This is a genomic window from Cryobacterium sp. AP23 (assembly GCF_054075385.1).
This window is the reverse complement of the sequence record NZ_CM133415.1, coordinates 1,669,462-1,695,349: the sequence shown is the minus strand read 5'-3', so window position 1 is coordinate 1,695,349 and position 25,888 is coordinate 1,669,462. Positions and strand designations below refer to the sequence as shown.

Sequence of the window (25,888 nt, the reverse complement as noted above, 5' to 3'; positions counted from 1 at the left end):
CAGCACCGCCGAAAGATTAGGTTAGGCTGCCCTTATGTCCCGAACCTCGGCGGATTCCCGCACCACCCGTCTCCTGACCGCTCTCGCCGCCTCAACGGCCACCATCGCCCTCCTCGCCGGCTGCACCAGCGCGGCCGCCGACAGCGACACCGCCGCCGGCCGCACCGTCGACACCATCCTCGGTGAAGTCACCGTGCCGGAACAGATCGATTCCGTCGTCGTGATCGAGGGCCGCCGGGACCTCGACATTGCCCTCGCCCTCGACCTCCCTGTCGTCGGCTTCCCGACCGAGGAGGAGGGCGCGCTGGAGCTGGAATCGCCGCTGGCGGATGCCCGCGCCGCCGTTGAGGCCACCGGCGCCACCGGCCTGTTCCTGGCCGACGAGATCAACATCGAGGCCATCGCTGCGGCAGCGCCGAGCCTGATCATCAGCCGCTCCGACGACGTCGAACCGATCTTCGAGGAGCTCAGCGCCATCGCGCCGGTGCTCGCGATCGGCGAACAGGACGTCTCCACCTGGCAGGACGACCTGCTGCTGGTCGGTGAGGCCACCGGCACCACCGACACCGCCGAAGCCCTCATCGCCGACTACGAGGCGCGCGTCGCCGAGGTCGCCACCACCTACGCCGACGTGGTAGCGATCAAGCTCGTCGTGCCGCTGGGTACCGACGCCGACGGCTCGCAGGTGCGCCCCAACCGCCTGCTCTCCACCGTGCTGCAGGATGTCGGGGCCCAGCCGAGCGCCGCGTTCGCCGAATCGATCGAGACCGGCGACGGTGTCGAGTACGGCCCGGAGCAGCTGCTGGATGCGCACCGCGACGCCGACGGCATCATCGCCCTGGTCAACGTGGCCGACGAGTGGGCCGCCACTCAGGCCAACCCGCTCTGGACCCAGCTGCCCGCCGTCGCCGCCGGTCACGTCGTGCGTTCCGACAAGTCCACGCACGAGGGCGGCCCGATCACGGCCATGCACGCCCTCGACGTCGTCGAAGCGCTCTACGCCACCTTCTAACCCGCCCCCGCACCAACTCTCTCCACAGGCACCTTCTGACCAGCACTAGCATGACCACGACGAGCACCCGGGCGCCGAGCATCCGCCGGGTGCTCGTCGTCGGCGTGCTCGCGTTGCTGGCCGTCGCGGCGGCCGCGGCGCTGAGCATCTTCGTGGGCACCCGGCAGTTCGACCCGGCCACGGTACTCGGCGCGCTCGCCGGCACGGCGGGTGAGGAGGCGCACGCGATCATCCTCGGCCAGCGGGTGCCGCGCACCGTGCTCGGCATCGTCGGCGGTGCCGCGCTGGCCGTGGGCGGCGCGCTGGTGCAGGCGCACACCCGCAACCCGCTCGCCGACCCTGGGCTGCTCGGCGTCACCGCCGGGTCGGCGCTGGCCGTGGTGCTGGCGATCTCGCTGCTGGGCGTCACCACGCCGCTGGGCTACCTGTGGTTCGCCTTCGCGGGCGCACTGCTGGGCACGGTGCTGGTAGCCGTGTTCGGTTCGGTCGCCACCCGGCGACGGGATGCCGGCCCCGCGTCGCTCGTGCTGGCCGGCGCCGCGGTCTCCGCCCTGCTCGGCGCCGTGACCGGGGTCATCCTGCTGCTGGACACCGCCACCCTCGACGTCTACCGGTTCTGGACCGTCGGCTCCCTCGCCGGCGGCCGGGGCGCCGAGGCGCTCGGGGTGGTGTGGCCGTTCCTGGTGCTGGGCCTGCTGCTGGCCCTCGTGCAGGCGCCCGCCCTCAACGCGCTCGCCCTCGGCGCCGACATCGCCCAGAGCCTCGGCCGCAACGTGGCCGGCACCCGGATGCTCGGCCTCGCCGCGGTTGTGCTCCTGGTCGGCGGGGCGGTGGCGTGCATCGGCTCGCTGGGCTTCGTGGGGCTGGTGGCCCCGCACCTGGTGCGCCGGTTCTGCCGGGACGACCAGCGGGCGCTGCTGCCGCTCGCGGCGGCCGCGGGCGCCCTGCTGGTGCTGGTCGCCGACATCATCGGCCGGGTCGTCGTGGCGCCCAACGAGATCCCCGTCGGCATCACCCTCGGTGTCCTCGGCGGCCCGGCATTCCTGATCCTCGTGGTCCGGTCCGCGCGGCGCCGCCGGCCCGCCCGCTCGCGGGGCCGCGCGCCCGCCCCGCGGGGCGCCGCCTCGTGAGCGTGCTCCGGTTCGGCCCGGTCTCGGCGCGGGTGCGGCCACGCGCCGCGGTCGTGACCCTGGCCGCTCTCGTCCTCGCGGTCGGCGTCACCATCGTGTCGCTGGGCATCGGCGACCTCGGCCTCACCCCGACCCGGGTGCTGCAGGTGCTCCTCGGCGGCGGCACCGCCGGGGAGGAGCTCATCGTGACCAACCTCCGCCTGCCGCGGGCCGCGCTGGCGCTCGTGGTGGGAGCCGCACTGGGGATCTCGGGCGCGATCGTGCAGACCACCGCCCGTAACGCCCTGGCCAGCCCCGACCTGCTCGGCATCACCTCGGGAGCCAGCGCCGGAGCGGTGGCCGTGATCGTGCTCGGCGGCAGCAGCGGTCAGGCGGCCGGGCTGCTCCGCGCGGTGGGGGTGCCCGCCGCGGCCGTGCTGGGCGGGCTGGTGGCAGCCGGAGTCGTCGCGCTCATCCTCCGGGTTGTCGACGCGAACGGTGTGCAGCCGCTGCTGGTCGGCGTCGGCGTCTCCGCCTTCTTCGGCGGGCTGGTGAGTTGGATGATGATCGCCGCGAGCATCGACGACGCCGCCCGCGCCAACGTCTGGCTCACCGGCTCGCTCAACAACCGCTCCTGGCCCGAACTCGCCGCCGCAGGAACGGTGACCGTCCTGGGCCTGGTCGCCCTGGTGCCGCTCGCACCCCGCCTGGCCACGCTCTCCCTCGGCCCGGAGACTGCGCGGTCCCTGGGGCTCCGCCCGCTGCCGGTCGTCACCGGCCTGCTGCTGATCTCGGTGGTCATGGTCTCCGCCGCCACCGCGGTCGCCGGCCCGGTCGCGTTCGTCGCCCTGGTCGCCCCGCACCTCGCCCGGATGGCCAGCCGGTCACCGACGTCCCCGCTGCTCGCCTCCGCCGTGATCGGGGCGCTCCTCGTGGTGGCCGGCGACCTCGTCGCCCGCACCCTGCTCGCCCCGATCATCCTGCCCGTCGGCGCGGTCACCGCCGCCGTCGGTGCCCCGTTCCTGCTCTGGCTGCTCGTGCGCGGCAGAAAGGCCTCCGCCTGATGACCGACCCCTCCACCGACCCGGCCAGCAGCGCCGCCACCGGCCCCGCCGGGAACGAATTCGTCGTCGAGGGGTTGAGCGTGCTCTACGGCGAGCGGGTCGCCGTAGACGCGGTCAGCACCGTGTTGCCGGCCGGCAGGATCACGGCCGTGATCGGCCCGAACGGCTGCGGCAAGTCCACCCTGCTGCGCGCCCTCGCCGGCCTCGTGCGACCCGACCGGGGCCGGATCTCGCTCGGCGGCACCGACATCGGCCGGATCCGCACCAAGGAGTATGCCCGCCGGGTGGCCGTTCTGCCGCAGTCCCCGGTCGCCCCCGACGGCCTCACCGTGGCCGACCTGGTCTCCCGGGGCCGCGACCCGTACCGGCGCTGGTACGACCAGTGGTCCCGAGCCGACGAATCCCTCGTGCACGACACCCTGCGCGCCACCGGGCTCGAACTCCTCGCCGACCGGCCCCTGGACAGCCTGTCCGGCGGGCAACGCCAACGCGCCTGGATCGCGATGGCCGTCGCCCAACGCACCGGCGTGCTGCTGCTGGACGAACCGACCAGCTTCCTCGATGTGGCGCATCAGCTCGAGGTGCTCGCCCTGGTCGAGGAGCTGCACGCGACCCTCGGCGTCACCGTGGTGATGGTGCTGCACGAACTCAGCCTCGCCGCCAAGCACGCCGACCACCTCGTGGCGATGAAGGACGGCCGGATCATCACCTCGGGGACCCCCGCCGAGGTCGTCACCGGCGCCGTGCTGGCAGAGGTGTTCGGGATCGAAGCCGACATCCTGACCGACCGGCAGACCGGCCGGCCGATCGTGATCCCGACCGGTCTGAGCCAACCGACACCGCAGGGGCAGCGCGTCAGCTGATGCGCACCCCGGAGGCCTTGAGCTCGAGCTGGGCCAGGGCCCGCATCACTTCGGGGTCGCCCCGCCGCCAGGCGGACACGGGGTCGGCGTCGACCGCGGCAAGCACCGTCAGCTTCTGGTTCGTCAGCGCACGCAACGCGAGCATGTCCACCGTGACCCCCGTGATGACCAGCCGGCGGGTCGTGCCCGCCCGGCGGGAGAACCGCAGGCGGGGCACGAGCCAGAACACCAGGATCGTCGCGACCGGAACGACGGCGATACCCCACCCCAGGCCGACGGCGAGATTGAGCACCGCCTCCTGCTGGCTGCGGCCGGCGGCCTCCAGGCTCTCGCCGACTCCGCCGGCGGCGTCGAACGGCCCGCTGATGCCGCCGCCGATCAATGGAACACCACCGAGGGTGTCGCCGATGTCACTCATCGTGCTGGAGAAGTCAGACCCGGCGGACTGCATCTGCACACCGAACCGGGCAAGGTCGATCACCAGCGAGTAGACGAACGCCCCCAGCGCGATCCACGCAGCGATGGCGGCGATCGCGAACACGTCGACCGCGATCTGGCGGGAGCGGTGCGCGGCGAAGTCGGAGTAAATCTGCATGCTTCACTATCGCGTAACCAGCCTGCGCCCGCGGACACCCGTCAGGAGAGCAGGTGGCTGGCCTGTTCGCCACTGAGGTGCAGGAGGTCGTACTGCCCCTCGAGGAGCGGAGCGACGCGCCGGCCGCGCCGCGCCTGCACCCGGGAATGACCGAGGTAGCCGACGGTCCAGCCGGCCACCCCGATCACCCCGAGCGGGATCGACACGAGCACCAGCCCGGCCTGCAGGCTGAACACCGAACCGGCCACGAAGGCGCAGCCGAGGATCCCGGCGGTGAGGGACACGACCAGTGCCGCCCGGCCGACGGAGCGCTCGAGTGCCGCGATCGTGGTCAACGCGGCTTCACCACGGTGCTCGTGCACCATCCTGGCCGGGCGGCGGGCGGGCGCCGTCGTGCAGGCGGACGGTCCGGCACTACTCCAGCCGCAGTACGCGCGGCGGTCCGCGGCTGGGAGGATGGTCACGTGACCCCCCAGACCCACCAGATCCGCGGCCCGCGCGCGCCGCTGTGGTCCCGGGGCGGCTCGGCCCTCGAGACCGTGACGACGGTCATCATGGTGGTGGCGATCCTCGTCGAGGCGGTCCTGGTCGTCCAGGCCGGTTTCCCGCTCGGCGGCGTCCTCGCCCTCCTCACGATCGCCGCGAGTGTCGGACTGATCGGGCGGTACCCCTACCTGGCCCTCGGCCTCGTCGCCGCGGCCCCGCTCATCGCCGCCGTGCTGGGTTGGGCGCCGATCTCCAACTGGACGATCGCGTGCTTCGCCGCTTTTCTCCTGGCGCTCCGTGGCCTGTCGGGGTTGCTGACCGGCGCCGTCATCGCCGCGGCGAACCTGGCGTCGGTGTGGCTCGTGTCCGGCACGGTGGACCCGACCGTGAACCCGGAGACCTCCGTGGCCGCCTTCGCCGCCGTCGCGACCGCCGCGGCGGGCAGCGCGGTGCGGGAGTCCCGGCGGTACTGGCAGGAACTGGAACGCCGCACCACCGACGCCATCGCCACCCGCGAGGCCGCGGTGGACCGCAGCGTCGCCGAGGAACGGCTGCGCATCGCCCGGGACCTGCACGACAGCATCGGCCACGAGATCGCGGTGGTGAACATGCACCTGGGGTCGGCCGAGGTGCACCTGCCGGCCGAAGCGGATGCCAGCCGGGCCGACCTCGCCGCGGCGCAACGCAGCGTGAAGGCCGTGCTGCGGGAGACGCAGCAGATCCTGCGGGTGCTACGGGTCGGCAGCGACGCCGACCTCCTGGCGCCGACGCCCGAGCACGGCCGGATTCCCGAACTCGTCGAGTCCTACCGACTGGCCGGCCTCGAAATCGAGGCCACCCTGCCCGACCTGACCCGTCCGCTGGATCCGCAGGTGAGCGCGGCCGCGTACCGCATCACCCAGGAAGCCCTGACCAACGCGCACAAGCACGGCACCGGTGTCATCTCCCTCCGTGTTGACGTCGACGACGACGGGGCCGTGGGCATCGAAGTGGTGAACATGCACCGCCCCGGCGTGGTCGACCCGACCGCGGTGGGCGGCGGGCACGGCCTCGTCGGCATGCAGGAACGGGCAGCCTCCACCGGCGGCCGGGTCGAGGTGAAGAGCGACCATAGCTTGTTCTGGATGACGGCGACCTTGCCGTCCAACGGAGGGAACGCATGATCCGGGTGATGATCGTCGACGATCAGGAGATGATCCGGGCCGGCCTGCACACCATGATCGATGCGCATCCGGACCTGTCGGTGGTGGCGGAGGTCGGCGACGGCCTCGCGGCGCTCGGGCTGCTGGAGTACACCGCGGTGGATGTGGTGCTGCTGGACATCCGCATGCCCGGGATCGACGGGGTGGAGACCACCCGCCGCATCCGCGCCGCGCACCCCGCCGGTACCGTGCGGATCCTGATCCTGACCACCTTCGAGCAGGACGAGTACGTGCTGAACGCCCTCCGTGCCGGGGCCGACGGGTTCCTCGGCAAGGGCGCCAGCCGGACCGAGCTCACCGACGGGATCCTGGCCGTGGCCGGCGGCGATCACGCTCTGTCCCCGGCCGCGATGAACGCGCTGGTGGACCACGTCGCCCTGCCGGTGACACCGCCGAGCGACCCGGCCGCCGTGGCCCGGTTCGACGGGCTCACCCAGCGGGAGCGGGAGGTGGTGGCGCTGATCGTCGAGGGCCTGGACAACGCCGACATCGCCGCGCGGATCTTCGTCTCCCCGTTCACCGTGAAGACCCACGCCAACCGGGCGATGATGAAGTCCGGCACCCAGAACCGGGCCCAGCTGGTGTCCCTGGCCGTGCAGGCCGGCATCCGCCCGTAGCGCCGCCAGACGGCGGGGCGCGGGAGGTTACGCGTTGCGGGGAGCGCGACTAGCCTGTGTGCCAGTGGGGCTGACCGGGCGACACGAACGACGGAGGATCTGATGGCGACGGATGGTCGGGGCCGCGTGATCGTGCGGGACGGCTCCTGGGGGTTCTTCTTCCTGCTGGCCTATATCGGGGCCGCGGTCTACTTCATCTCGGTCTCGGACGGCTCGTTCTGGGGCGTCATCCTCGGGCTGCTGCAGGCGATCGTGTGGCCGGCCTACGTGACCTACGAGACGCTGCTGCTGCTTCTCGGCGGCTGAGCGCCGGCTTGGCGCCCGTGTCGCTCAGGCGGCGTGGCCGGCCTGGGCGGTCTGGGCGGTCTGCGCCGCCCAGAGGGCGATGCTGTCGCGGGAGTGCGCGGGAGCGCGGTCGACGGTGACGGGCAGGTCCGCCGGTCCGTGCGCCCCGGCGGGCACGGCCACGACGGTTGCCGTCATGACGATGGGGCGGAGCGCCCGGTGGGCGGGAATGGTGCGCAGGATGGTGGTCATCTGGAATCCTCTCGGCCGAGCGGCACCCGAGCGCTCGAGCGAGGTCGGTGATTCCATGGTCGCGGCCGGGCCGCCCGGGAGCATCCTCCGGACGGATGAACCCGCCTACTGCGTTCGGCGTAGGTTGTGCGCCGGGAGTCAGCTCGAGGTCAGCCGCGGGACTGCAGGAAGACCATCACCAGGGTGCCCGCGCCGTAGAGGAGCAGTTTGCCGCGGTAGCCGGCCCACCAGGCGCGGGGCGGCGGCTGCTCGTCGTCGGCGGGGGCGGCATCCGGGTCGTCGAGGTCGTCGGGGGAGCGTGATTCGGTCGAACGGGCGCCGGACGGTTCGGCGCGGCCGGCGGGCGCGGCGGGCAGCGGTCGGCCGCCGAGGCGCTCGAACGGCCGGGCGATGAACTCCGGAATCATGATCCGGTCGAACTCGTCCCGTGGTTCGTCGTCGTTCTTCTTGTTTCGCATCCGCATTTTCTCCCCTGCTCTCGATTGTAGGGAATAACCTGAACTCCCGGTTGCTGCACGCCTGTGCGGCAGCGCCGCCCGACCCGAAAAAAGCGATGATCAGCCACGACACCTTCAGCCGCCGCATCCGTGACCAGCTGGCGGCGGCCGGGGCCGTCGCCCCGATCGCGTCGGCACCGGCCCCCCCCCCCCCCCCCCCCCCCCCCCCGCGGTGGCGTCCGCCGGGACCCGGCCGGCGGCATGGGCCGCCGACCCGATCCAGTCCGACGCGAAGATCCTGGAGAACACCGGGCACGGCTGGGACGAGTGGGCCGACCTGATCGCGGCCGGCCCCGGCCGGGACGCCGGGCACACCGCCATCGCCGCCTGGGTGCACGCCGAACACGGCCTGACGGGCTGGTGGGCGCAGGGCGTCACCGTGGGCTACGAACGCATCGCCGGCCTGCGGCTGCCCGGCCAGATGCCCGACGGCACCTTCAGCGTGAGCCGCACCCGGGTGCTGGCCCTGCCGGCGGAGCCGCTGCGCGCGGCCCTGCTGGACGAACTCTGCCGCGCCGACGTGTTCCCCGGCATCGACACCGTGTTGCGGTCCAAGCCGGCGGCCAAGGCGCTGCGCTTCGCGGCATCCGTTGCCGGCGCCCCGCTGGGTTCGCTGCTGGTGTCGACCGACCCGGTGCCCGACGGCCGGTTGCGGGTGGGTGTGACCCACGACAAGCTGCCGGGGTTCGACGAGGGCGAACGGTGGAAGGCCTTCTGGGGCGCGTGGCTGGATGCGGTAGCCCTAGCCGCCGAGACCGCCGGACCCGCACTCTCCGCCTGAGCGGCATAACTCCTGCAATTTTCGCCGGAGGATGCGGCGTGCCCGGTGTTTCCGGGCCGGCCGGCGGTGCCGGGGAAAAATAGCAGGAGTTGTGCTCAGCGGCGGCCGGGTGGGGCGCGGCTAGGGCAGCAGGCGGGCGAGGGTGGCCACCGCGCCCTCGAACAGCTCGGGGCGGGCGCGGGAGTAGTTGAGCCGGAAGAAGGACCCGGTGGGTTCGGCCGGGAACCAGTCGCCGCCGGGGGAGAAGAGCACACCCTCCGCGCGGCTCCGCCGGGCCAGGTCGGCCACGTCCACCCCGTCAATGGTACGCACCCAGAGGTTCAGCCCGCCGCGGGGCACCAGCTCCAACGCATCCGCGCCCAGCTGGCCGCGCACCTGCCGGGCCATTTCGTCACGGCGGCCGCGCAGCGACCCGCGCAACCGGGTGAGGTGGCCGCGCCAGCCCGGGTCGGTGAGCACGTCGACAGCGGCGGCCTGCAGGATCCCGCTCACGTAGAGGTCGTCAACGGTGCGGTCCACCTGGATGCGCACTAGAGCGGGACCGCGGGCCACGACGGCGGCCACCCGGATCGCGGGGGAGAGGCTCTTGGTGAGCGACCGCACATAGACGATGTGACCATCCGCGTCGTCGGCGGCGAGCGTGGCCACGTCGGCCTCGATACCGAAGTCGTGCGCCCAGTCGTCCTCGACCAGGTAGACCCCGCGCGCCTTGATGACGGCGCTGATGGCGCTGCGCTCGGCGCTCGACCACAGCGCCCCGGTGGGGTTGGCGAAGTGCGGTTGGGCGTAGAACAGCCGCGCCCCGCTCGCGCCGAGGGCGTCGTCGAGGTCGGCCGCGGTGGGCGCCGCCGCGCCCCGGGCGATCGGCACGATCCGCAGGCCCGCCTGCCGGGCGGCCGCCATGGCGCCCCAGTAGGTGGGCGATTCCATCACGATCGCGTCGCCGGGAACCGCCAGCGCCCGGAAGATCGACGACAGGGCGCTCTGTCCACCCGGGGTGATGACCACGTCATCGGCGGCCGGTGGGGCCGCTGCGGATGCGCCGGCCGGGGCGAGCTCCGCCGCGAACCAGCTGCGTAACTCCGGCAGCCCGGAGATGGGCGCACGCTCGACGGCCGTGCCGGTGCGCGCTGCCCGGACCAGGGCGCTCCGCACCAACCGGGTGGGCAGCAGATCCTCGGCGGGGTAGCCGGAGTGCAGGGCGATCACGCCGGGCCCGGCGCTCGCCATGGCGGTGCCGATGGCGTCAGCGCCGGTGCGGGCGGCGCCGAGGGCGGTGGTCTGCCAGCCGAAATCGGCGCGGTGCACGGCGTGCGGCCGGGCCACGAAGCTGCCCGCGCCCGGCCGGGTTTCCACGAGGCCCTCGAGCACCAGCCGTTGCAGGGCGCGCTGCACGGTAAGCGGGCTGGCGGCGTGTTCGAGCACCAGGGCGCGGGTGGAGGGCAACCGTTCCCCGACCGGCCGGGAGGCGACAAGGTCGCGCAGCCGGCGTTCGATGGCGAGGTGGGCGGATTCGCCGTCGACCGCGCCGGTCAGGCCGGTCGGGCCGGTGGACGTGGCGTTGGCTCGGGTGCTATCCTCTTCCATGAAAATACAGAATAGCGCTATCGCTACGCCGCCGCCAGCGCTATCCGGCCCGGCTGCCGTCGCTCCGGCGGTCGCACGAGCCTCGGCGGGCACTCCGCACGGCTCGGCCGCCGCCGGCCTGGTCTTCGGCCTGCTCGGCGTGCTGGCGTTCTCCTTCACCCTGCCGCTGACCCGCGTGGCCGTGGCGCAGCTCGACCCGCTCTTCGTCGGCGCCGGGCGGGCCGTGGTGGCCGGCGTGCTCGCGATCGTCGTGCTCGCGGTGTTGCGCCAGCGGTTTCCGCGCGGGCGGCAGTGGCTGCGGCTGGCCGTGGTGGGCGCCGGCGTCATCGCGGGGTTCCCGATCCTCACCTCGTTCGCGCTGCAGACCGTGCCGGCCGCACACGGCGCCGTCGTGATCGGGTTACTGCCCGCCGCCACGGCCGTGGTCGCGGTGCTGCGGGCGAGGGAACGGCCGTCCATGCGGTTCTGGCTGGCCAGCGGCCTCGGCGTGGCCGCCGTGATCGGCTTCGTGGCGCTCACCGCCGGCGGCCTGAGCAGCCTGCACCCGGCCGACCTGCTCCTGGTGGGCGCGGTGGCGCTCGCGGCGATCGGCTACGGCGAGGGCGCGCTGCTCTCCCGCGAGCTCGGCTCCTGGCAGACCATCTGCTGGGCGTTGATCGTGGCGCTGCCGGTGATGCTGCCCCTCATGCTGGTCGGGCTCGGCGCCGGCCGGCCCGAAGCGGATGCGCCGGCCTGGCTCGCGTTCGCCTACCTCGCCGGGGTGAGCATGTTCCTCGGCTTCTTCGCCTGGTACCGGGGCCTGGCCATCGGGCCGATCGCCCGGGTGAGCCAGATCCAGCTCGTGCAACCGGTGCTCACGATCGTCTGGGCAACCCTGCTCCTCGGCGAGCGGCTGGACCTGATCGTGCTGGTCGGCGCCCTCGCCGTGATCCTCTGCGCGGCCACCGCCGTGCGCGCCCGCATCCGCTGACCGGGCCCACAACCATCGGGTGATGCATAACTCCTGCAATTCGTCCGGCCGGGGTCGGCCCGCCCACGGAATCCTGCGGCCGCAGCGGCGGCGTGCCGAATTCTGCAGGAGTTGTGCACGGCGCAGCGCGGGAGGGGGACGGGCGAGCGGGGGAGGGGGAGAATGGCGGGGTGTGACGCGCGTTCACCCGCTGGTTACCTAATGGTTCTACGCTGGCGCCGTCGCGGTTTGTCGCGAAACCGGACAGGAGCGTGCGTGACCCCGATCCACCCAGAGCCCAGCAAGCGCTCCGTCGATTCCCTCGCCGAGACCGTCACCACGGCAGCGGCAACCGCTGCAGCGGCAACCGCTGCAGCGGCCGCATCCGCCCCGGCGCCGGGCAGTGCGACCGCACCCGGGCATGAGCAGGGTGTGCTGGATGCCGGCGGCCTGGTGCACCCGGAGCGCACCCTGGTCGACATCCTGCTCGCCACCGCCGAGGAGTACCCCACCGCGCTCGCGCTCGAAGACGCGGCCGGAGCGCTGAGCTACCGCCGGCTGGTGCGCCTGGTCAACGACCAGGCCGCCCAGCTGAGCCGGGCCGGTGTGCGCCGCGGCGACACCGTGGGGATCCGCATCCCGTCCGGCACCCGCGAGCTCTACCTCTCCATCCTCGCGACCCTGCGGGTGGGCGCCGCCTACGTGCCCGTCGACGCCGACGACCCGGAGGAACGCGCCCGGCTGGTGTTCGGCGAGGCCGCCGTGGTGGGTGTCATCGGCGCCGGCGGGGTCTTCGCCGTGCGCGCCGGCCTGGACGCCGGGGTGCTGGCCGAACGCCCGCTGCCGCCCGAGGAGGACCCCTCGCTCGCCCACTGGGCCGAGCCGATGCCGAGCCCCGACGACGACGCCTGGATCATCTTCACCTCCGGCTCCACCGGCGTGCCCAAGGGCGTTGCCGTCACGCACCGCTCCGCGGCCGCGTTCGTCGACGCCGAGGCCGGCCTGTTCCTGGCCAGCGACCCCATCATCCCCGGCGACCGGGTGCTGGCCGGGCTGTCGGTGGCATTCGACGCCTCCTGCGAGGAGATGTGGCTGGCCTGGCGGAACGGCGCCTGCCTGGTGCCCGCTCCCCGCTCCCTGGTGCGCAGCGGCGCCGACCTCGGCCCCTGGCTGATCGCGCACGGCATCACCGTGGTCTCCACCGTGCCCACCCTCGCCGGGCTCTGGCCCGAGGAGGCGCTGGAGAACGTGCGCCTGGTGATCTTCGGCGGTGAGGCCTGCCCGCCCGAGCTGGCCGCCCGCATCAGCGCCCGCGGCCGCGAGGTCTGGAACACGTACGGCCCCACCGAGGCCACCGTCGTGGCCTGCGGCGCCCTGCTCGACGGCAGCGACCCGGTGCGCATCGGCCTGCCGCTGGACGGCTGGCGGCTCGCCGTGGTCGACCCGGCCGGGCAGCGGGTGGCCGCCGGCGAAACCGGCGAACTCATCATCGGCGGCGTGGGCCTGGCCCGCTACCTCGACCCCGCCCAGGATGCGGTGAAATACGCCCCGCACGCCGGCCTCGGCTGGCAGCGCGCCTACCGCAGCGGCGACCTCGTGCGGTTCGACCCGGCCGGGCTCGTGTTCGTGGGCCGCGCCGACGACCAGATCAAGCTCGGCGGCCGGCGCATCGAACTCGGCGAGATCGACGCCGCCATGCAGGCCCTGCCCGGCGTGGCCGGTGCCGCCGCCGTGGTGCAGACCACCCCGGCCGGCAACCAGGTGCTGGTGGGCTACCTCGCCCTCACCGACACGGCAGCCACCGGGTTCGACCTTCCCGCCGCCTCCGACGCGCTCCGCACCGCGCTGCCCGCCGCGCTCGTGCCGCTGCTCACCGTCGTCGACACCATCCCCACCCGCACCTCCGGCAAGGTCGACCGCGGCGCCCTGCCCTGGCCGCTGCCGAGCCTGGCCGGCGGCGACAGCGGCGGCGCGGATGCCCTCAACGGCACGGCCGCCTGGCTCGCCGGGCACTGGGCTGCGATCCTCGGCGTGCCCGTCGTCGACGGCGACAGCGACTTCTTCGCCTACGGCGGCGGGTCGCTCTCCGCCGCGCAGTTCGTCTCCGCGATCCGCGAGCGCTACCCCGACACCCGGATCAGCGACATCTACGACCACCCCCGCATCGGCTCGCTGGCCGACGAACTCGACAGCCGCATCCCGCCCGTGGCCCGCCGCAGCCGGCAGGTGCTGCCCACCCCGGCGAGGTCAGGGCTGGTGCAGAGCCTGCTGGGCGTGCCCCTGCACCTGCTCGTGGGTGCCCGCTGGCTGGTCTACCTGATGGCGGCCAACAACGTCCTCGCCGCCGCCGGCGCATCCTTCGCCCCGACGGTGTCGTGGTGGTGGGTGCTGGCCGGATTCATCCTGCTGGTCACGCCGTTGGGCAAGATGGCGATCTCTGTCGCCTCCGCCCGGCTGCTGCTGCGCGGCGTGAAACCGGGCGCCTACCCGCGCGGCGGCTCGGTGCACCTGCGCCTCTGGCTGGCCGAACAGGTGGCCCACTTCGTCGACGCCGCCAGCCTGGCCGGGGCGCCCTGGATCAGCTACTACGCCCGCGCGCTCGGCGCCCGCATCGAACCCGGCGTCGACCTGCACTCCGTGCCGCCGGTCACCGGGATGCTCACGATCGGCGCCCGCGCCGCCATCGAACCCGAGGTGGACCTGGCCGGCTACTGGCTCGACGGCGACACCCTGCGGCTCGGCCAGGTGAAGATCGGCGCCGACGCCGTGATCGGCTCGCGCAGCACGGTACTCGGCGGCGCGAAGATCGGTGCCGGCAGCGAGATCGAACCCGGCTCCGCCATCTCCGGCCGCGTGCCCGCCGGTGAACGCTGGGCCGGATCACCCGCCGCCAGGGTCGGCTCCGCCCGGCACGCCTGGCCCGCCGAACGGCCGGCGAACAAGCGCCGCTGGCTGCTCGGCTACGGCGCCGGGTCGCTCGCGCTCACCGCCATCCCCGCCGCCGCCGTGCTCGTGGGCCTCGTGATCGTGGGCCTGGTCATCGGCGACGCCGGCACCCTGGGCGCCGCCCTGACGCGTGCCGCCGCCGCCGTGCCGCTGGCCGTGCTCGCGGCCGGACTCGTCTACGCCGGTGCCGTCGTCGGCGCGGTGCGGCTGCTCGGCCTCGCCCTGTCCGAGGGGCACCACGCGGTGCGCAGCCGGGTGGGCTGGCAGGTCTGGATGACCGAACGACTGCTCGACGGCGCCCGCACCCTGCTCTTCCCGCTCTACGCCAGCCTGCTCACCCCGGTCTGGCTGCGGCTGCTCGGCGCCAGGGTCGGCCCGGGCGTCGAAGCCTCCACCGTGCTGCTCGTGCCCTCCCTCACCACCATCGCACCGGGCGCATTCCTCGCCGACGACACCATGGTCGCCTGCTACGAACTCGGCGGCGGCTGGATGCGCATCGGCCGCGCCAAGATCGGCCGCCGGGCGTTCCTGGGCAACAGCGGCATCGCCGGCCCCGGCCGCACCGTGCCGCGCGACGGCCTCGTCGCCGTGCTCTCCTCCACCCCGCGGAAGGCCAAACGCGGCTCGTCCTGGCTGGGCAACCCGCCCACACGCCTCCGCCGCCGGGTCACCGACATCGACGAGGCCCGCACCTTCCACCCGCCGGCCCGGCTGCGGCTGGCCCGGTCGCTCTGGGAGGTGCTGCGCCTGGTGCCGGTGTTCGTGTCCGCCTGGATCGCGCTCGGGGTGCTCGGCGCCCTGGCGGCGCTGTGGCTGTGGGCGGGACCGTGGGTGGCGTTGCTGCTGTCGGCCGTCGTGCTCATGATCGCCGGCGTGGTCGCCGCCGGGCTGACCACCGCCGCCAAGTGGCTGCTGGTGGGGCGGATCAAGGCGATGGAGCATCCGCTCTGGTCATCGTTCATCTGGCGCAACGAGGTGTCGGACACCTTCGTGGAGATGGTCGCCCGGCCGTGGTTCGCGCAGAACGCCGCAGGCACGCCCGCACTGGCGCTGTGGCTGCGGTCGCTGGGAGCCCGGATCGGCCGGGGGGTGTGGTGCGAGTCCTACTGGCTGCCCGAAGCCGACCTCGTCACCCTGGAGGCCGGCAGCAGCGTCAACCGCGGCTGTGTCGTGCAGACGCACCTGTTCCACGACCGGATCATGCAGCTGGACACCGTGCTGATCGGCGCCGGCGGCACCCTCGGACCGAACAGCGTCATCCTGCCGGCGGCGCGGATCGACGCCAACGCCACCGTGGGACCGGGCTCGCTGGTGATGCGCGGCGAGCGGGTTCCCACCGATTCGCTGTGGTCCGGCAACCCGATTGCGCCGTGGCACCGGCCGCCGTGGAAGACTTGACCCCTTATGTTGCAGCCTTCCACCGCCGTGTTCGGGTCCGCGTCCGCGGGCGATCCCTACCTGCCCGCCAGCGGCAACGGCGGTTACAGCGTCGACCACTACGACCTGAACCTGGACTACCGGGTGGCCACCAACCGGTTGACCGCCACCGCCGTGATCCGGGCGCGCGCCCTCACCCGGCTGGACCGGTTCAGCCTGGACCTGGCCGGCCTGACCGTGGAGAAGGTCACCGTTGCCGGCGTCGCGCCGGCGAAGACGGTGCACTCGGCCCGCAAGCTCACCCTCACCCTCGCGGTGCCGCTCGCCGCGGGGGAGACGTTCGAGGTGTCGGTGCGCTACCGCGGGGCGCCGCGCCCGGTACGCAGCCACTGGGGTGAGGTGGGCTGGGAGGAACTCACCGACGGGGTGCTCGTCGCCGGCCAGCCGAGCGGCGCACCGTCGTGGTTCCCCTGCAACGACCACCCCAGCGACAAGGCGACCTTCCGCATCCAGGTCACCTGCGAGGCGCCGTATACGGTGGTGAGCAACGGCCCGGTCGTGGCCAGGAGCACCCGCTCCGGCCGCACCTCCTGGACCTTCGACGTCGCGGAGCCGATGGCCGCGTACCTGGCCAGCGTGCAGATCGGCCGTTACCGCCGGCACGACATCGCGGCAGCGCCGGTGGCGCACAGCCTGTTCTTCCCGCCCACGCTGTCCCGCCAGGTGGCCGTGGACTTCGCCCGGCTCGGCGACATGATCGCCGTGTTCAGCCAGGCCTTCGGCCCGTACCCGTTCCCCGCCTACTCGGTGATCGTGACGGATGACGACCTCGAGATCCCGTTGGAGGCGCACGGCATCGCCGTCTTCGGCCGCAACCACGTCGACGGGCTGCACGGTAGCGACCGGCTGATCGCGCACGAGCTGGCCCACCAGTGGTTCGGCAACAGTCTCACCCTCAGCCGCTGGGCCGACATCTGGCTGCACGAGGGCTTCGCCTGCTACTCCGAATGGATCTGGTCGGAGGCCAGCGGCGGACTCAGCGCGCATGCGAATGCCCTGCTGCACCGGGCGGAACTCGACACGCTGCCCAAGAACCTCGTCGTGGGCGACCCCGGACCGCAGGCGATGTTCGACGACCGGGTCTACAAGCGCGGGGCGCTGGCCCTGCACGCGGTGCGGCAGGCGATCGGCGACGAAGCGTTCTTCACCGCGCTGCGCGCCTACACCCGCACGCACCGGCACGGAAACGTCACCCCGGAGGACCTGCTCGGCTGCTTCGATGCCGCCTCCGGCACCCGCGTGGCCGACAAGATCGTGGCCCGCTGGGTGTCGAGCAAGAGCCTGCCACGGCTGGCCGCCGCGCCCCCGGCGCCGGCCTGACGCAACCCTCGCACCCGAGTTCGCCCAAAACGCCCCTTGGCAGGCCGCGAAGGGGGATTTTGCGGCAACTCGTTAAGGGGATCGTTTGCGAGTTCATCCAGAGTGCCCCTTGGCGTGCCGTGATGGGGGATTTTGCGGCAAGTCGAACGGGGGTCAGCTGAGCGGGGCCGGCAGGACCACCAGTGCCGGACGGGCGGCGCAGACGACCGCGACGGTCCCGACGGTTCCGGGCGGCGCGGTCAGCGGATGCAGGTGTACGGCGTCGAGCGGGAACGGCGCCGCGGGCCACTCGGCCACCACCGGCCAACGGACGCGGGGCCTGGCACTGGGGCCGGAGTCGCCAACGTCGCTGCGGCTGGCGCTGGAGTCGGCGGCCCGGTCGGCTGAGCCTCCCGCCGGCATGCTGTCCGGCGCCGGGAGAGCGATGGTGAGGTCGCGCGGATCGACCCGCAGACCCACGCCGGCGGCCTTCAGAACGGCCTCCTTGCTGGTCCAGAGGACGCCCGTCGCCGCCTCCGCCTCGGATGCGCCGAGGCCGGCCAGGGCCAGGGCTTCGGCTGCGGACACCAGCGCGTCTCCGACCGGCGCGCGGCGAAGGGCCGCCACCGACTCCAGGTCGATGCCCACCGGACCGGCCCCGGTGACGGCCAGGGCCACCAGCCCGCCGGCCCGGGCGAGGCTCACGTGCACGGCGGGGGACGGCGCGGCCGTTCCGACGAGTACCCGGAGCGGTCCGTGGCCGGGCTCCCCACAACTGGGGCACTCCTGGCTGACCGTCACGGATGCGGCATCCGCGCCGGTCACCCGGCCCACCAGCGCGGCCAGCAGCCGGTGGTCGCCGGCCTTCATCGGCGCCTGCCCGGCGAGCAGCACGACCACCGTGCCGGCCAGGTCCGTGCCGGCCAGGTCGATACCCGCCGGTTCGGTGTCCGCCGGGTCGCCGCCGGGGTGGCCGGCCCTGGCAGCGCGGGCGCTGGTCGCGGCGGTGCGCACCGGGTCGTCGGAGGGGAGGGGAGCATCGGGCACGCCATCACCCTAACCGCACCCGGCACCCGCCCACCCTGCGGATGCCGGCCGATGCCGGGCGGATGTGAGTGGCCACTTCCGGCCCCTTCCGGCGGCGGGATACGGCACCAACTGGCATCTCGCGGGAGCGTCGCCGGGTGAGACGCCAGTTGGGGCCCATTGAGCGGGAGGCAACGGGCGTCAACTGGCAACTGACCGCGCCCATCCGCTCTTGTCGGGCGGAACGGCGGGTGCGAGAATCGAACCAATCGGCCCCACCCACCCCACCGGCGTGCGGGAGCCGACGCTGCAGCGCAGTAGGTGAGGTTGTCGTGAAGAGATTCGAAGGCGTCGCGAAGCCCTCGACCCTCGCCGCCGGTTGCGTGTTCCTCCTCGGCGGAGTCCTCGACCAGGTGCTGCGCCTCAGCGCCGACCCGGCCAGCGAGATCGTGCAGACCCCGCTCTACGCGGTGCGCTCCGTGGCACTGCTGGGCGGCGCGCTGCTGCTCATCCTGGCGCTGGTGGCCATCTACGAACGCCGCGCCCGGCAGATCGGCCCCTTCGGGTTCTCGGCCGCGATCGTCGCCGGAACCGGCACCATCCTGATCAGCGGCCTGTTCTGGGCGGAGGCCTTCCTCTATCCCACCCTGGGCCGTCTCGCCCCCGACCTCATCGACGGCACCGCCCGGCCCGGTTCCTACTCCTTCGGCCTGCTGTTGACCGCCGCCGTGTTCGGGGTCGGCTGGATCCTGCTCGGCACCGCCATGCTGCGCGCCCGTGTGTACCGGGTCCTCCCCGCGGTGCTCATCGCCCTCGGCGGGGCCATCTCGCTGATCCCCGTTACGAATATCGGCCAGGCGGTGCTCGGAGCGGGCCTGATCCTGCTCGCGTTCAGCCCCACCTACCGCAAGCACGAGGGCCCGCAGCGCCACTGAGCTCGCCGTGTCCGCCGGCCCGCCCGGCCGGTGCCACACTTGTACCGCGAGTGAGGAGCAGCCGTGGCGCTGATTGATGACGCGATCTATGTGGATGGCCGCCGGGTGGCGACCCCGGAGACGTTGCAGGATGTCTTCACGGTGCTCAAGGAGAAGAAGGGCTTCGCCTGGATCGGCCTGTACCGTCCCACCGACGACGAGATCCGGAGCGTCGCCGACGAGTTCGGCCTGCACCACCTCGCGATCGAGGACGCCCTCAAGGGCCACCAGCGGGCCAAGATCGAACGCTTCGCCGACACCCAGTTCCTGGTGCTGCGCCCCGCCCGGTACCTCGACGAGGACGAGCGGGTGGAGTTCGGCGAGTTGCACGTCTTCGTCGGACCGGACTTCGTCGTCACCATCCGGCACGCCGAATCGCCCGACCTCGCCTCCGTGCGTCGCCGCCTCGAGGAGACGCCGGACCTGCTGGCCTTCGGCCCGCAGGCCGTGCTGTACGCGATCCTCGACCAGGTGATCGACGAGTACGCACCCGTCGTGGCGGGCCTGGAGAACGACATCGACGAGATCGAGGACCAGCTCTTCGACGGCGACCAGGCCGTTTCCCGGCGCATCTACGCGCTGTCGCGTGAGGTCATCGAGTTCCAGCGCGCCACCCAGCCGCTGATCGGGATGCTCGAATCCCTGCAGGAGGCGTTCGAGACCCACCACGTCGACGTCGAACTGCACCGGCACCTGCGCGATGTGCTCGACCACACCATCCGGGTCGTCGAACGGGTGGATGCGTTCCGGCAGCTGCTGCAGAACGCCCTCACCGTGCACAGCACCCTCGTCGCGCAACGGCAGAACGACGAGACCCGCCGGCTGTCCGAGACCGGGCTGGCGCAGAGCGAGGAAGTGAAGAAGATCTCCAGTTGGGCGGCGATTCTGTTCGCCCCCACCCTTGTGGGCACCATTTACGGGATGAATTTCACCCATATGCCGGAGTTAGACTGGCGGTTCGGCTACCCGTTCGCGATCGCGCTGATGTTCGCCATGGGTTTCGGGCTGTACGTGGCATTCAAGCGCAAGGGTTGGCTCTAGGCTGCGACGCCGGCGAAACCCTCCAGAAACCTGCGAATGCACGAAAACCCCGGGTGGCCTAACGGAGAACCGGCCGCCGGAGAAATAGGGTGTGGGTGTGTGGCGCCTCGATAGAAAACCAGAAGATGACGATTTCACGTCGGAGTACACCGACGTGCCGTCTGCCGACTCGCGACGTGCAACGTCTCCCGACTCGGTGAGCCTCGGTGATCCGGCGCTCGTCGCCGGCAACATCGCCGAACCCACCTGGCAGCGTTGGCGGGACGAACTCGCCGCCGTCGGCGGCCACTCCCCCCTGCTGCACTTCGGCGACAGTGCACGTTCGCGCATCGAGCTGTCCGCCACCCACCCCGGCGGGCTGCCCCAGTTCATCACCGGCAAGACCACCCTGCTGTCCAACCTCATCCGGGACGAGCTGGCGCTGCGCAACGCCCGCCTGGCCGCGAACGAGATAACCCAGAAGGGCATCGAGCTGCGGTCGATGCGCGGCATCGAATCGGTGCACCTCGCCATCGGCCTGGCCCAGTGGCGCCACAACGACGTCGAGTTCACCGCACCGGTGCTGCTGCGCCCCCTGGCCATCCGCCGCTACGGCCGCGACTTCGAACTCAAGCTCAAGGGCGCCCCGTTCCTCAACCCCGAACTCGCCCGGGCCCTGCACGACCAGTTCCAGATCACCCTCGACGCGGATGCGTTCGTCGCCCTGGCCGTGACCAACGGAGCGTTCAAGCCGCAGCCCGTGATCGACCGGCTGCGTGGGCTCACCTCGCACCTGCCCTGGTTCAACGTCTCCCCGCGCCTGGTGGCGTCGTCGTTCGCCGACGTCGGCCGCGCCATGGCCGTCGACGCGCACAAGCTCACCCACCCGGTGCTCGACGCCGTCGCCGGCAACCCCACCGCCAAGCGCGCCATCGAGATGGCGTACCACCCGGTCATGCCGATCGGGCAGGACGTGCGCCCGCCCGGCACCGACACGCTGCTGCTGGATGCCGACGCGGAGCAGGAGAACGTCGTCGCGCAGATCAGCGCCGGCAACTCCCTCGTCGTGAAGACCCTGCCCGGCACCGGTGGCACCCAGACCATCGTCAACGCCATCGGGTCGCTCATCGCGCAGCACAAGCGCGTGCTCGTGGTCAGCGCCCGCCGGTCCAGCCTCGACGGCATCGCCCACCGCCTCGTGCAGGTGGGCCTGCCCGGCGTGGCCGTGACCCCGCGCACCCTGCGCCGCGACCTGATCCAGTCGATCACCCGCAACGAGAAGTGCGTGCAGCCCAAGGTCGGCGACGTCGACGACGCCCTCGTGCGCCTGCGCAAGGTGCTGCTCGACTACCGGTCGGCGCTCACCCGCAAGGATTCGGTCCTGGGCGTGTCGGTGCTGGATGCACTCGGCGAACTCGCCCGGCTCGCCCAGCTGCCGTCCCCGCCGTCGACCACCGCCCGGCTCGATCGGGTCGCCCTCGAGCGCCTCGCCCACGACCGGGCCAGCGCCGCCGCGATCCTGATCAAGGCCGCGGTCCTCGGCCAGTTCCGCTACGGCCCCGGCGACTCGCCCTGGTACGGCGCCTCGTTCACCTCCACCGCGGATGCCGGTGCAGCGCACGAGCTCGCCAAGCGCCTGAACACGCCCGACCTGCCGCGCCTGCTCGAGCGGGCCACCCACCTGGTCGGCCAGACCCGGTTGCGCCCGTTCGAGACCGTGCACGAGCTCGGCATCTACCTGCGCCTACTGCTGGACATCCGCGAAACGCTCGACCGGTTCCAGCCCGCCGTCTTCGACCGGTCCCTGACCGAACTGATCGCCGCGACCTCCGCCCGCCGGGACTCGCCGGAGATGACCGGCGCGAACCGCCGCCGGCTGCGCAAGCTCGCCGACGAATACCTGCGCCCCGGCGTGCACGTGAGCGACATGAACGAGAGCCTGCGCCGCATCCAGCAGCAGCGCACCCTCTGGCAGCGCTACGCCGCCGCCGGCGTGACCCCCGAGGTGCCGGTCGGCATCAACGATGTGCACGTCGCGTTCCAGCGCGTCGCCGAAGACCTCGGCAAGCTCGACCTGCCGCTCGGCAACTCCGGCACGCCCCGCCAGCTGGTCTCCCAGCCCATCCGGGAACTGCTGCACACCATCAAGGGCCTCGCCGCCGACAGCGAGGTGCTCGCGAACCTGCACGAGCGCACCGCCCTGCTCGCCACGCTGCGCGAGCACAACCTCGACCCGCTGATGGCCGACCTGTCGCTGCGGCACGTGTCCGAGAGCGATGTCGCCGCTGAACTCGAACTGGCCTGGTGGCAGTCGGTGCTCGAGGTCATGCTGGGCGGCGACAAGGCCCTGCTGAACGCCAACACCCAGGTGCTGGACCGGCTCGAGGCCGACTTCAAGCTCGTCGACGAGGCGCACGCCTCCAGCACCGGCCAGATCCTGGCCTGGCTGCTCGCCGAGACCTGGAAGATCGGCGTCGTCGACTGGCCGGAGGAGGCAGACCAGCTGCGCCGCCTGCTGCGCGCCGACCGCGCCACCCCCAGCCGCATCAACGAAGTCTCCCCGCACCTGGGCCGCGTGCTCGCGCCCGTCTGGCTGGCCTCGCCCTACGAAGTCGCCGCCCTCGACGACAGCATGACCTTCGACGCCGTGCTGCTCGTCGACGCGGGCGCGACCACCCTCGCCGAGAACGTCGGCGCCATCCGCCGCGGCAAGCAGGTCGTGGCGTTCGGCGACCCGGTCACCCAGACCCCGTCCCCGTTCGAGACCGGCATCGTGGAACCGGCCGACGTGCCCATCCCGCAGGAGACCAACGTCGACGCCCTGCACGCCGACTCCGCCCTGGCCCGCCTCGGCGAGCTGCTGCCGACCCTCACCCTCACCCGCAGCTACCGGGCCGGCGGCGAGGACCTCGCCGAGCTGGTCAACCACCGCTTCTACGGCGGCCGGATCGACTCGCTGCCCTGGGCGGGCAGCTTCCTCGGTCACGGCAGCCTCACCCTCAACTACGTCGCCGGCGGCCACGGCATGCCCGACGTGGACAGCGGCGCGGTGGAGAGCGTGGACGCCGAGGTGGCCAAGGTCGTCGACCTGGTCATGGACCACGCCGTCAAGCGCCCGCGCGAATCCCTGATGGTCATCACCGCCAGCGCCCGGCACGCCGTGCGCGTGCACCAGGCCGTGCTCGCCGCGTTCGCCAAGCGCACCGACCTGAGCGACTTCATCCTCAAGGACCGCGCCGAACCGTTCACGGTGCTCACCCTCGAGCAGGCCGTGGCGCAGAGCCGCGACCGGGTGATCTTCTCGATCGGCTACGGCCGCACCCCGCACGGCCGACTGCTGAGCAACTTCGGGTCGCTCGGCGAGCCGGGCGGCGAACGCCTGCTCGCGATCGGCATGACCCGCGCCCGCCGGGCGATGGACATCGTCTCCTGCTTCCGTCCCATCGACATCGACGCCGACCGGCAGCGGCATGGCATCCTGGCCCTCTCGCAGGTGCTCACCGAGACCGAGGCGCGCCGCAACGAGGTGGCCGTGCCGGATGCCCGCGAGGCCATGCTCGTCGACCTGGCCCGCCGGCTCGAACGCAAGGGCCTCACCGTCTCCCTCGGGCACCGCGGCAAGCTCGCGCTGGCCGCCTCGCACGCCGGCCGCGCCGTGGTCGTGGAGACCGACGCCGTGGTCAACCGGGCGAGCCTGCGCGAATCCTTGCGCCTGCGCCCCGAGGTGCTGCGGCGCCTGGGCTGGCACTACCTGCGGGTGCATAGCTTCGAACTGTTCAGCAACCCGGACGCGGTCGCCGCCCGCGTCGCCGCCCTCGCCGGCATCACGCCGGCCGACGGGTCGGGCGGTCCGGCGCACCGTGCCTGACCCGGCCGCGGCTGACCCGGCCGCGCCCGCCGAGACCGTGTCGGCGGCCGAGCCGCGCCAGCGGGTGGTGCGGTCGACCGGTGCCCGTCGGGCGCGCCTGACCCCGGCCCCGGACACCGATCCGAACCCGGAGCCGGCTGCCCGTGAAGAGGGCGGCCAGACCTCCGGCGACGGCTCCTCCACGAGCGCCAACGACGCGAGGCTCCGCCAGGACAAGCCCCCGCACTGGTAGCGCACCGTCCGCTCGGCGGCTGTCCACCCATCGACTTGCATCAAAAGCCCCCGTGGAGTGCACCCAAGGGGCACTTCGAAGCAACTCGGCGAACCACCCCGTCGCGAGATGCGGCAAAACACCCCCTTGGTGCGCATCCATGGGGCACTTTGCCGCAAGTCGCGCTACGCCGGCGAGCCGGCCCGGCGGATGGTGCGGTTACAGCGTGTGCTTCGGGGTGCCGTCGCTGGGACGCGCGGCGGCGGCGGTTGCCGCAGCGGCGGGGACGGCAGAGGCACGGGCCGAGGCGGCCAGCAGGTCGCGGATCTCGCTGAGCAGGACGATGTCGGTGAGGGGTGCCGCTTCCTGGACGCCGGGGGCCTGGGCGGCCAGGCGGCGCTCCTGCGCCTCCTTCATACGGTTGATCGGCAGCACGAAGACGAAGTAGACCACGGCGGCGATGAGCAGGAAGTTGATGATGGCCGCGAGCACCGCGCCGAGCGCCAGGTCACCGCCTCCGGGCAGGCCGATCATGAACGAGGTCTTGAGGCTGTCGGCGTTGAAGATGGCGCCGATCAGGGGGTTGAACACATTCTCGACGATGGCGGTGACGACGGCGGTGAATGCGGCGCCGATGACGACGGCGACGGCGAGGTCGATGACGTTGCCCCGCATGATGAATGCTTTGAAGCCTTGGATCATGGTTCTTCCTTACGTATGGCGGGTGTGATCCGCGTCCTCGATATTAACGGAGGCTGTCGCCGTGCCGGAAGAGGGCGAAACCCGGATTCAGGACGACTTGGGGGCCGGCGTCGGGGACGAGCTGGAACCCGACCCACCCGACGAAGAGCTGGACGACGACGGCGCGGCCGGTGCTGACTTCTCGGCCGGCTTGGCGGCGGGGGTGGAGTCCGACTTCGACTCCGACTTGCCGGAGCCCTTCTCGGCCGACAGCGAGTTGGACTTGCCGGTCGACTCGGAGCGGGAGTCGTTGCGGTAGAAGCCGGAACCCGTGAAGCTGACTCCGATCGACGAGTACACCTTGCGCAGCTTGCCGCCACAGGTGGGGCACTCGGTCAGGGTGTTGTCGGTGAAAGCCTGCTGGATGTCGAAGGCCGTGTCGCACTCGGTGCAACGGTAAGAATAGGTAGGCACTGCGTCTTTTCGGTTCGTGGTTCGAGGGAGCTGGCCGGCAATCGCCGGTGGGGAAAGTCTAGAAGACGACGATCCGGGTGGGGGTGACGAGACCGTTCACCGGCTGGTCGTGCACCTCGCGCGGCACCTCGTCGACGTACTCGTTGTCGTAGACGACGGCGTACACCGGCGGACACTTCTCCATCGACCCGAGGGTCTTGTCGAAGTAGCCGCGACCCCAACCCATCCGGAGGCCCGTCTTGTCGATCGCCGCCGCCGGAACGATGATCAGGTCGACGTCGTTGATCGCGATCGGGCCGAGCAGTTCGCCCTTGGGCTCAGGGGCGCCGGAGAGTCCCTTGATCTCGGTTTCCTCCTCGCCGACGGTCCAGTCGAGCAGGCCGTCGTCGCGGGAGACGGGGAACAGCACCCGGATGCCGCGGGCCTCGGCCCAGTTCACGAACGGGCGGGTGTTCGGCTCGGTCGGCCCGGAGAGATAGCAGGAGATCGACCGGGCGGACAAGTCGAGCACGATGCTCTGCAGGTTCTCGGTGAACCCTGCCGTGGCGCTGTCGCGTTCCACAGCGGTCAGTGTGTGGCGGCGCTCCCGGAGCTCTGCGCGGAGCGCCCGCTTTCGGTGCTCAATATCAGAGTCCATACAAGTCATCCTAGGT

General features: G+C 72.3%; 24 protein-coding genes. 15 read left to right on the top strand and 9 right to left on the bottom strand.

Annotated elements, in window-relative coordinates:
- Positions 1-34: 34 nt before the first annotated feature.
- From ACU5E9_RS08040 to ACU5E9_RS08025, 4 genes are read left to right on the top strand one after another with little or no spacing between them, the layout of a single operon-like run.
- Entirely contained in the window at positions 35-1,012 is a 978-nt protein-coding gene (locus ACU5E9_RS08040) for an ABC transporter substrate-binding protein (RefSeq protein ID WP_456813098.1), read from the top strand.
- 50 nt (positions 1,013-1,062) lie between these two features.
- Positions 1,063-2,142 carry a FecCD family ABC transporter permease gene (locus ACU5E9_RS08035; protein WP_456813097.1) on the top strand — a complete coding sequence of 360 codons (1,080 nt, stop codon included), beginning with the start codon at positions 1,063-1,065 and terminating at the stop codon, positions 2,140-2,142.
- Entirely contained in the window at positions 2,139-3,185 is a 1,047-nt protein-coding gene (locus ACU5E9_RS08030; protein WP_456813096.1) for a FecCD family ABC transporter permease, read from the top strand. The genes ACU5E9_RS08035 and ACU5E9_RS08030 overlap by 4 nt, the downstream gene beginning before the upstream one ends.
- The gene (locus ACU5E9_RS08025) at positions 3,185-4,048 is read left to right on the top strand and encodes an ABC transporter ATP-binding protein (RefSeq protein WP_456813095.1); all 864 of its coding nucleotides are present in this window, start codon (positions 3,185-3,187) and stop codon (positions 4,046-4,048) included. The genes ACU5E9_RS08030 and ACU5E9_RS08025 overlap by 1 nt, the downstream gene beginning before the upstream one ends.
- Here ACU5E9_RS08025 and ACU5E9_RS08020 read toward each other — a convergent pair.
- Both ACU5E9_RS08020 and ACU5E9_RS08015 read right to left on the bottom strand, forming a co-directional pair.
- Complete coding sequence (locus tag ACU5E9_RS08020; RefSeq protein WP_456813094.1) at positions 4,041-4,643, bottom strand: hypothetical protein; 603 nt, start codon at positions 4,641-4,643, stop codon at positions 4,041-4,043. The genes ACU5E9_RS08025 and ACU5E9_RS08020 overlap by 8 nt on opposite strands.
- A 41-nt stretch (positions 4,644-4,684) precedes the next feature.
- Complete coding sequence (locus ACU5E9_RS08015; RefSeq protein WP_456813093.1) at positions 4,685-5,107, bottom strand: hypothetical protein; 423 nt, start codon at positions 5,105-5,107, stop codon at positions 4,685-4,687.
- On the opposite strand from ACU5E9_RS08015, the gene ACU5E9_RS08010 reads away from it, so the two are divergent.
- From ACU5E9_RS08010 to ACU5E9_RS08000, 3 genes are all read left to right on the top strand, one after another.
- Entirely contained in the window at positions 5,108-6,292 is a 1,185-nt protein-coding gene (locus ACU5E9_RS08010; protein WP_456813092.1) for a sensor histidine kinase, read from the top strand.
- Positions 6,289-6,948 carry a response regulator transcription factor gene (locus tag ACU5E9_RS08005; RefSeq protein WP_456813091.1) on the top strand — a complete coding sequence of 220 codons (660 nt, stop codon included), beginning with the start codon at positions 6,289-6,291 and terminating at the stop codon, positions 6,946-6,948. Before ACU5E9_RS08010 ends, ACU5E9_RS08005 begins: the two co-directional genes overlap by 4 nt.
- A 102-nt stretch (positions 6,949-7,050) precedes the next feature.
- Positions 7,051-7,254, top strand: coding sequence for a hypothetical protein (locus ACU5E9_RS08000; protein ID WP_456813090.1), 204 nt, complete (start codon positions 7,051-7,053; stop codon positions 7,252-7,254).
- A 24-nt stretch (positions 7,255-7,278) separates the two neighbouring features.
- Here the strand turns inward: ACU5E9_RS08000 and ACU5E9_RS07995 are convergent, their stop codons facing one another.
- Together ACU5E9_RS07995 and ACU5E9_RS07990 are read right to left on the bottom strand one after the other, a co-directional pair.
- Positions 7,279-7,485 (bottom strand): hypothetical protein, encoded by a 207-nt coding sequence (locus ACU5E9_RS07995; protein ID WP_456813089.1) that lies wholly within the window; start codon positions 7,483-7,485, stop codon positions 7,279-7,281.
- Between the two features lie 149 nt (positions 7,486-7,634).
- Positions 7,635-7,943 (bottom strand): hypothetical protein, encoded by a 309-nt coding sequence (locus ACU5E9_RS07990; RefSeq protein WP_456813088.1) that lies wholly within the window; start codon positions 7,941-7,943, stop codon positions 7,635-7,637.
- 211 nt (positions 7,944-8,154) lie between these two features.
- On the opposite strand from ACU5E9_RS07990, the gene ACU5E9_RS07985 reads away from it, so the two are divergent.
- Positions 8,155-8,763 carry a DUF4287 domain-containing protein gene (locus ACU5E9_RS07985; RefSeq protein ID WP_456813087.1) on the top strand — a complete coding sequence of 203 codons (609 nt, stop codon included), beginning with the start codon at positions 8,155-8,157 and terminating at the stop codon, positions 8,761-8,763.
- 120 nt (positions 8,764-8,883) lie between these two features.
- Here ACU5E9_RS07985 and ACU5E9_RS07980 read toward each other — a convergent pair whose 3' ends face one another.
- Positions 8,884-10,350: an aminotransferase-like domain-containing protein gene (locus tag ACU5E9_RS07980; RefSeq protein WP_456813086.1), complete on the bottom strand. Its 1,467-nt coding sequence runs from the start codon at positions 10,348-10,350 to the stop codon at positions 8,884-8,886.
- Between ACU5E9_RS07980 and ACU5E9_RS07975 the strand changes: the two genes are divergently transcribed.
- From ACU5E9_RS07975 to ACU5E9_RS07965, 3 genes are all read left to right on the top strand, one after another.
- A complete protein-coding gene (locus ACU5E9_RS07975; protein ID WP_456813085.1) occupies positions 10,349-11,320 on the top strand; it encodes a DMT family transporter in 972 nt (323 codons plus the stop codon). The two genes, ACU5E9_RS07980 and ACU5E9_RS07975, sit on opposite strands and share 2 nt — an antisense overlap.
- Before the next feature lie 264 nt (positions 11,321-11,584).
- Positions 11,585-15,643, top strand: coding sequence for a Pls/PosA family non-ribosomal peptide synthetase (locus ACU5E9_RS07970; RefSeq protein ID WP_456813513.1), 4,059 nt, complete (start codon positions 11,585-11,587; stop codon positions 15,641-15,643).
- Positions 15,644-15,649: 6 nt separating this feature from the next.
- Positions 15,650-17,002 (top strand): M1 family metallopeptidase, encoded by a 1,353-nt coding sequence (locus ACU5E9_RS07965; protein ID WP_456813084.1) that lies wholly within the window; start codon positions 15,650-15,652, stop codon positions 17,000-17,002.
- Positions 17,003-17,155: 153 nt separating this feature from the next.
- Here the strand turns inward: ACU5E9_RS07965 and ACU5E9_RS07960 are convergent, their stop codons facing one another.
- Positions 17,156-18,028: a 4'-phosphopantetheinyl transferase family protein gene (locus tag ACU5E9_RS07960; RefSeq protein WP_456813083.1), complete on the bottom strand. Its 873-nt coding sequence runs from the start codon at positions 18,026-18,028 to the stop codon at positions 17,156-17,158.
- 311 nt (positions 18,029-18,339) lie between these two features.
- Between ACU5E9_RS07960 and ACU5E9_RS07955 the strand changes: the two genes are divergently transcribed.
- The 4 genes from ACU5E9_RS07955 (at position 18,340) to ACU5E9_RS07940 (ending at position 24,101) form a co-directional block, all read left to right on the top strand.
- Positions 18,340-18,942, top strand: coding sequence for a hypothetical protein (locus ACU5E9_RS07955; RefSeq protein WP_456813082.1), 603 nt, complete (start codon positions 18,340-18,342; stop codon positions 18,940-18,942).
- A 63-nt stretch (positions 18,943-19,005) separates the two neighbouring features.
- Complete coding sequence (locus tag ACU5E9_RS07950; protein WP_456813081.1) at positions 19,006-20,022, top strand: magnesium and cobalt transport protein CorA; 1,017 nt, start codon at positions 19,006-19,008, stop codon at positions 20,020-20,022.
- Positions 20,023-20,119: 97 nt separating this feature from the next.
- Positions 20,120-23,869 carry an AAA family ATPase gene (locus ACU5E9_RS07945; protein ID WP_456813080.1) on the top strand — a complete coding sequence of 1,250 codons (3,750 nt, stop codon included), beginning with the start codon at positions 20,120-20,122 and terminating at the stop codon, positions 23,867-23,869.
- Positions 23,862-24,101, top strand: coding sequence for a hypothetical protein (locus ACU5E9_RS07940; protein WP_456813079.1), 240 nt, complete (start codon positions 23,862-23,864; stop codon positions 24,099-24,101). The genes ACU5E9_RS07945 and ACU5E9_RS07940 overlap by 8 nt, the downstream gene beginning before the upstream one ends.
- Before the next feature lie 198 nt (positions 24,102-24,299).
- On the opposite strand, the gene mscL is transcribed toward ACU5E9_RS07940, so the two are convergent.
- The 3 genes from mscL to ACU5E9_RS07925 form a co-directional block, all read right to left on the bottom strand.
- Positions 24,300-24,782 carry a large conductance mechanosensitive channel protein MscL gene (gene mscL / locus ACU5E9_RS07935; protein WP_456813078.1) on the bottom strand — a complete coding sequence of 161 codons (483 nt, stop codon included), beginning with the start codon at positions 24,780-24,782 and terminating at the stop codon, positions 24,300-24,302.
- An 87-nt stretch (positions 24,783-24,869) separates the two neighbouring features.
- A complete protein-coding gene (locus ACU5E9_RS07930) occupies positions 24,870-25,235 on the bottom strand; it encodes an FmdB family zinc ribbon protein (RefSeq protein WP_456813077.1) in 366 nt (121 codons plus the stop codon).
- 58 nt (positions 25,236-25,293) lie between these two features.
- Positions 25,294-25,872 carry a 5-formyltetrahydrofolate cyclo-ligase gene (locus ACU5E9_RS07925; protein ID WP_456813076.1) on the bottom strand — a complete coding sequence of 193 codons (579 nt, stop codon included), beginning with the start codon at positions 25,870-25,872 and terminating at the stop codon, positions 25,294-25,296.
- Positions 25,873-25,888 lie beyond the last annotated feature (16 nt).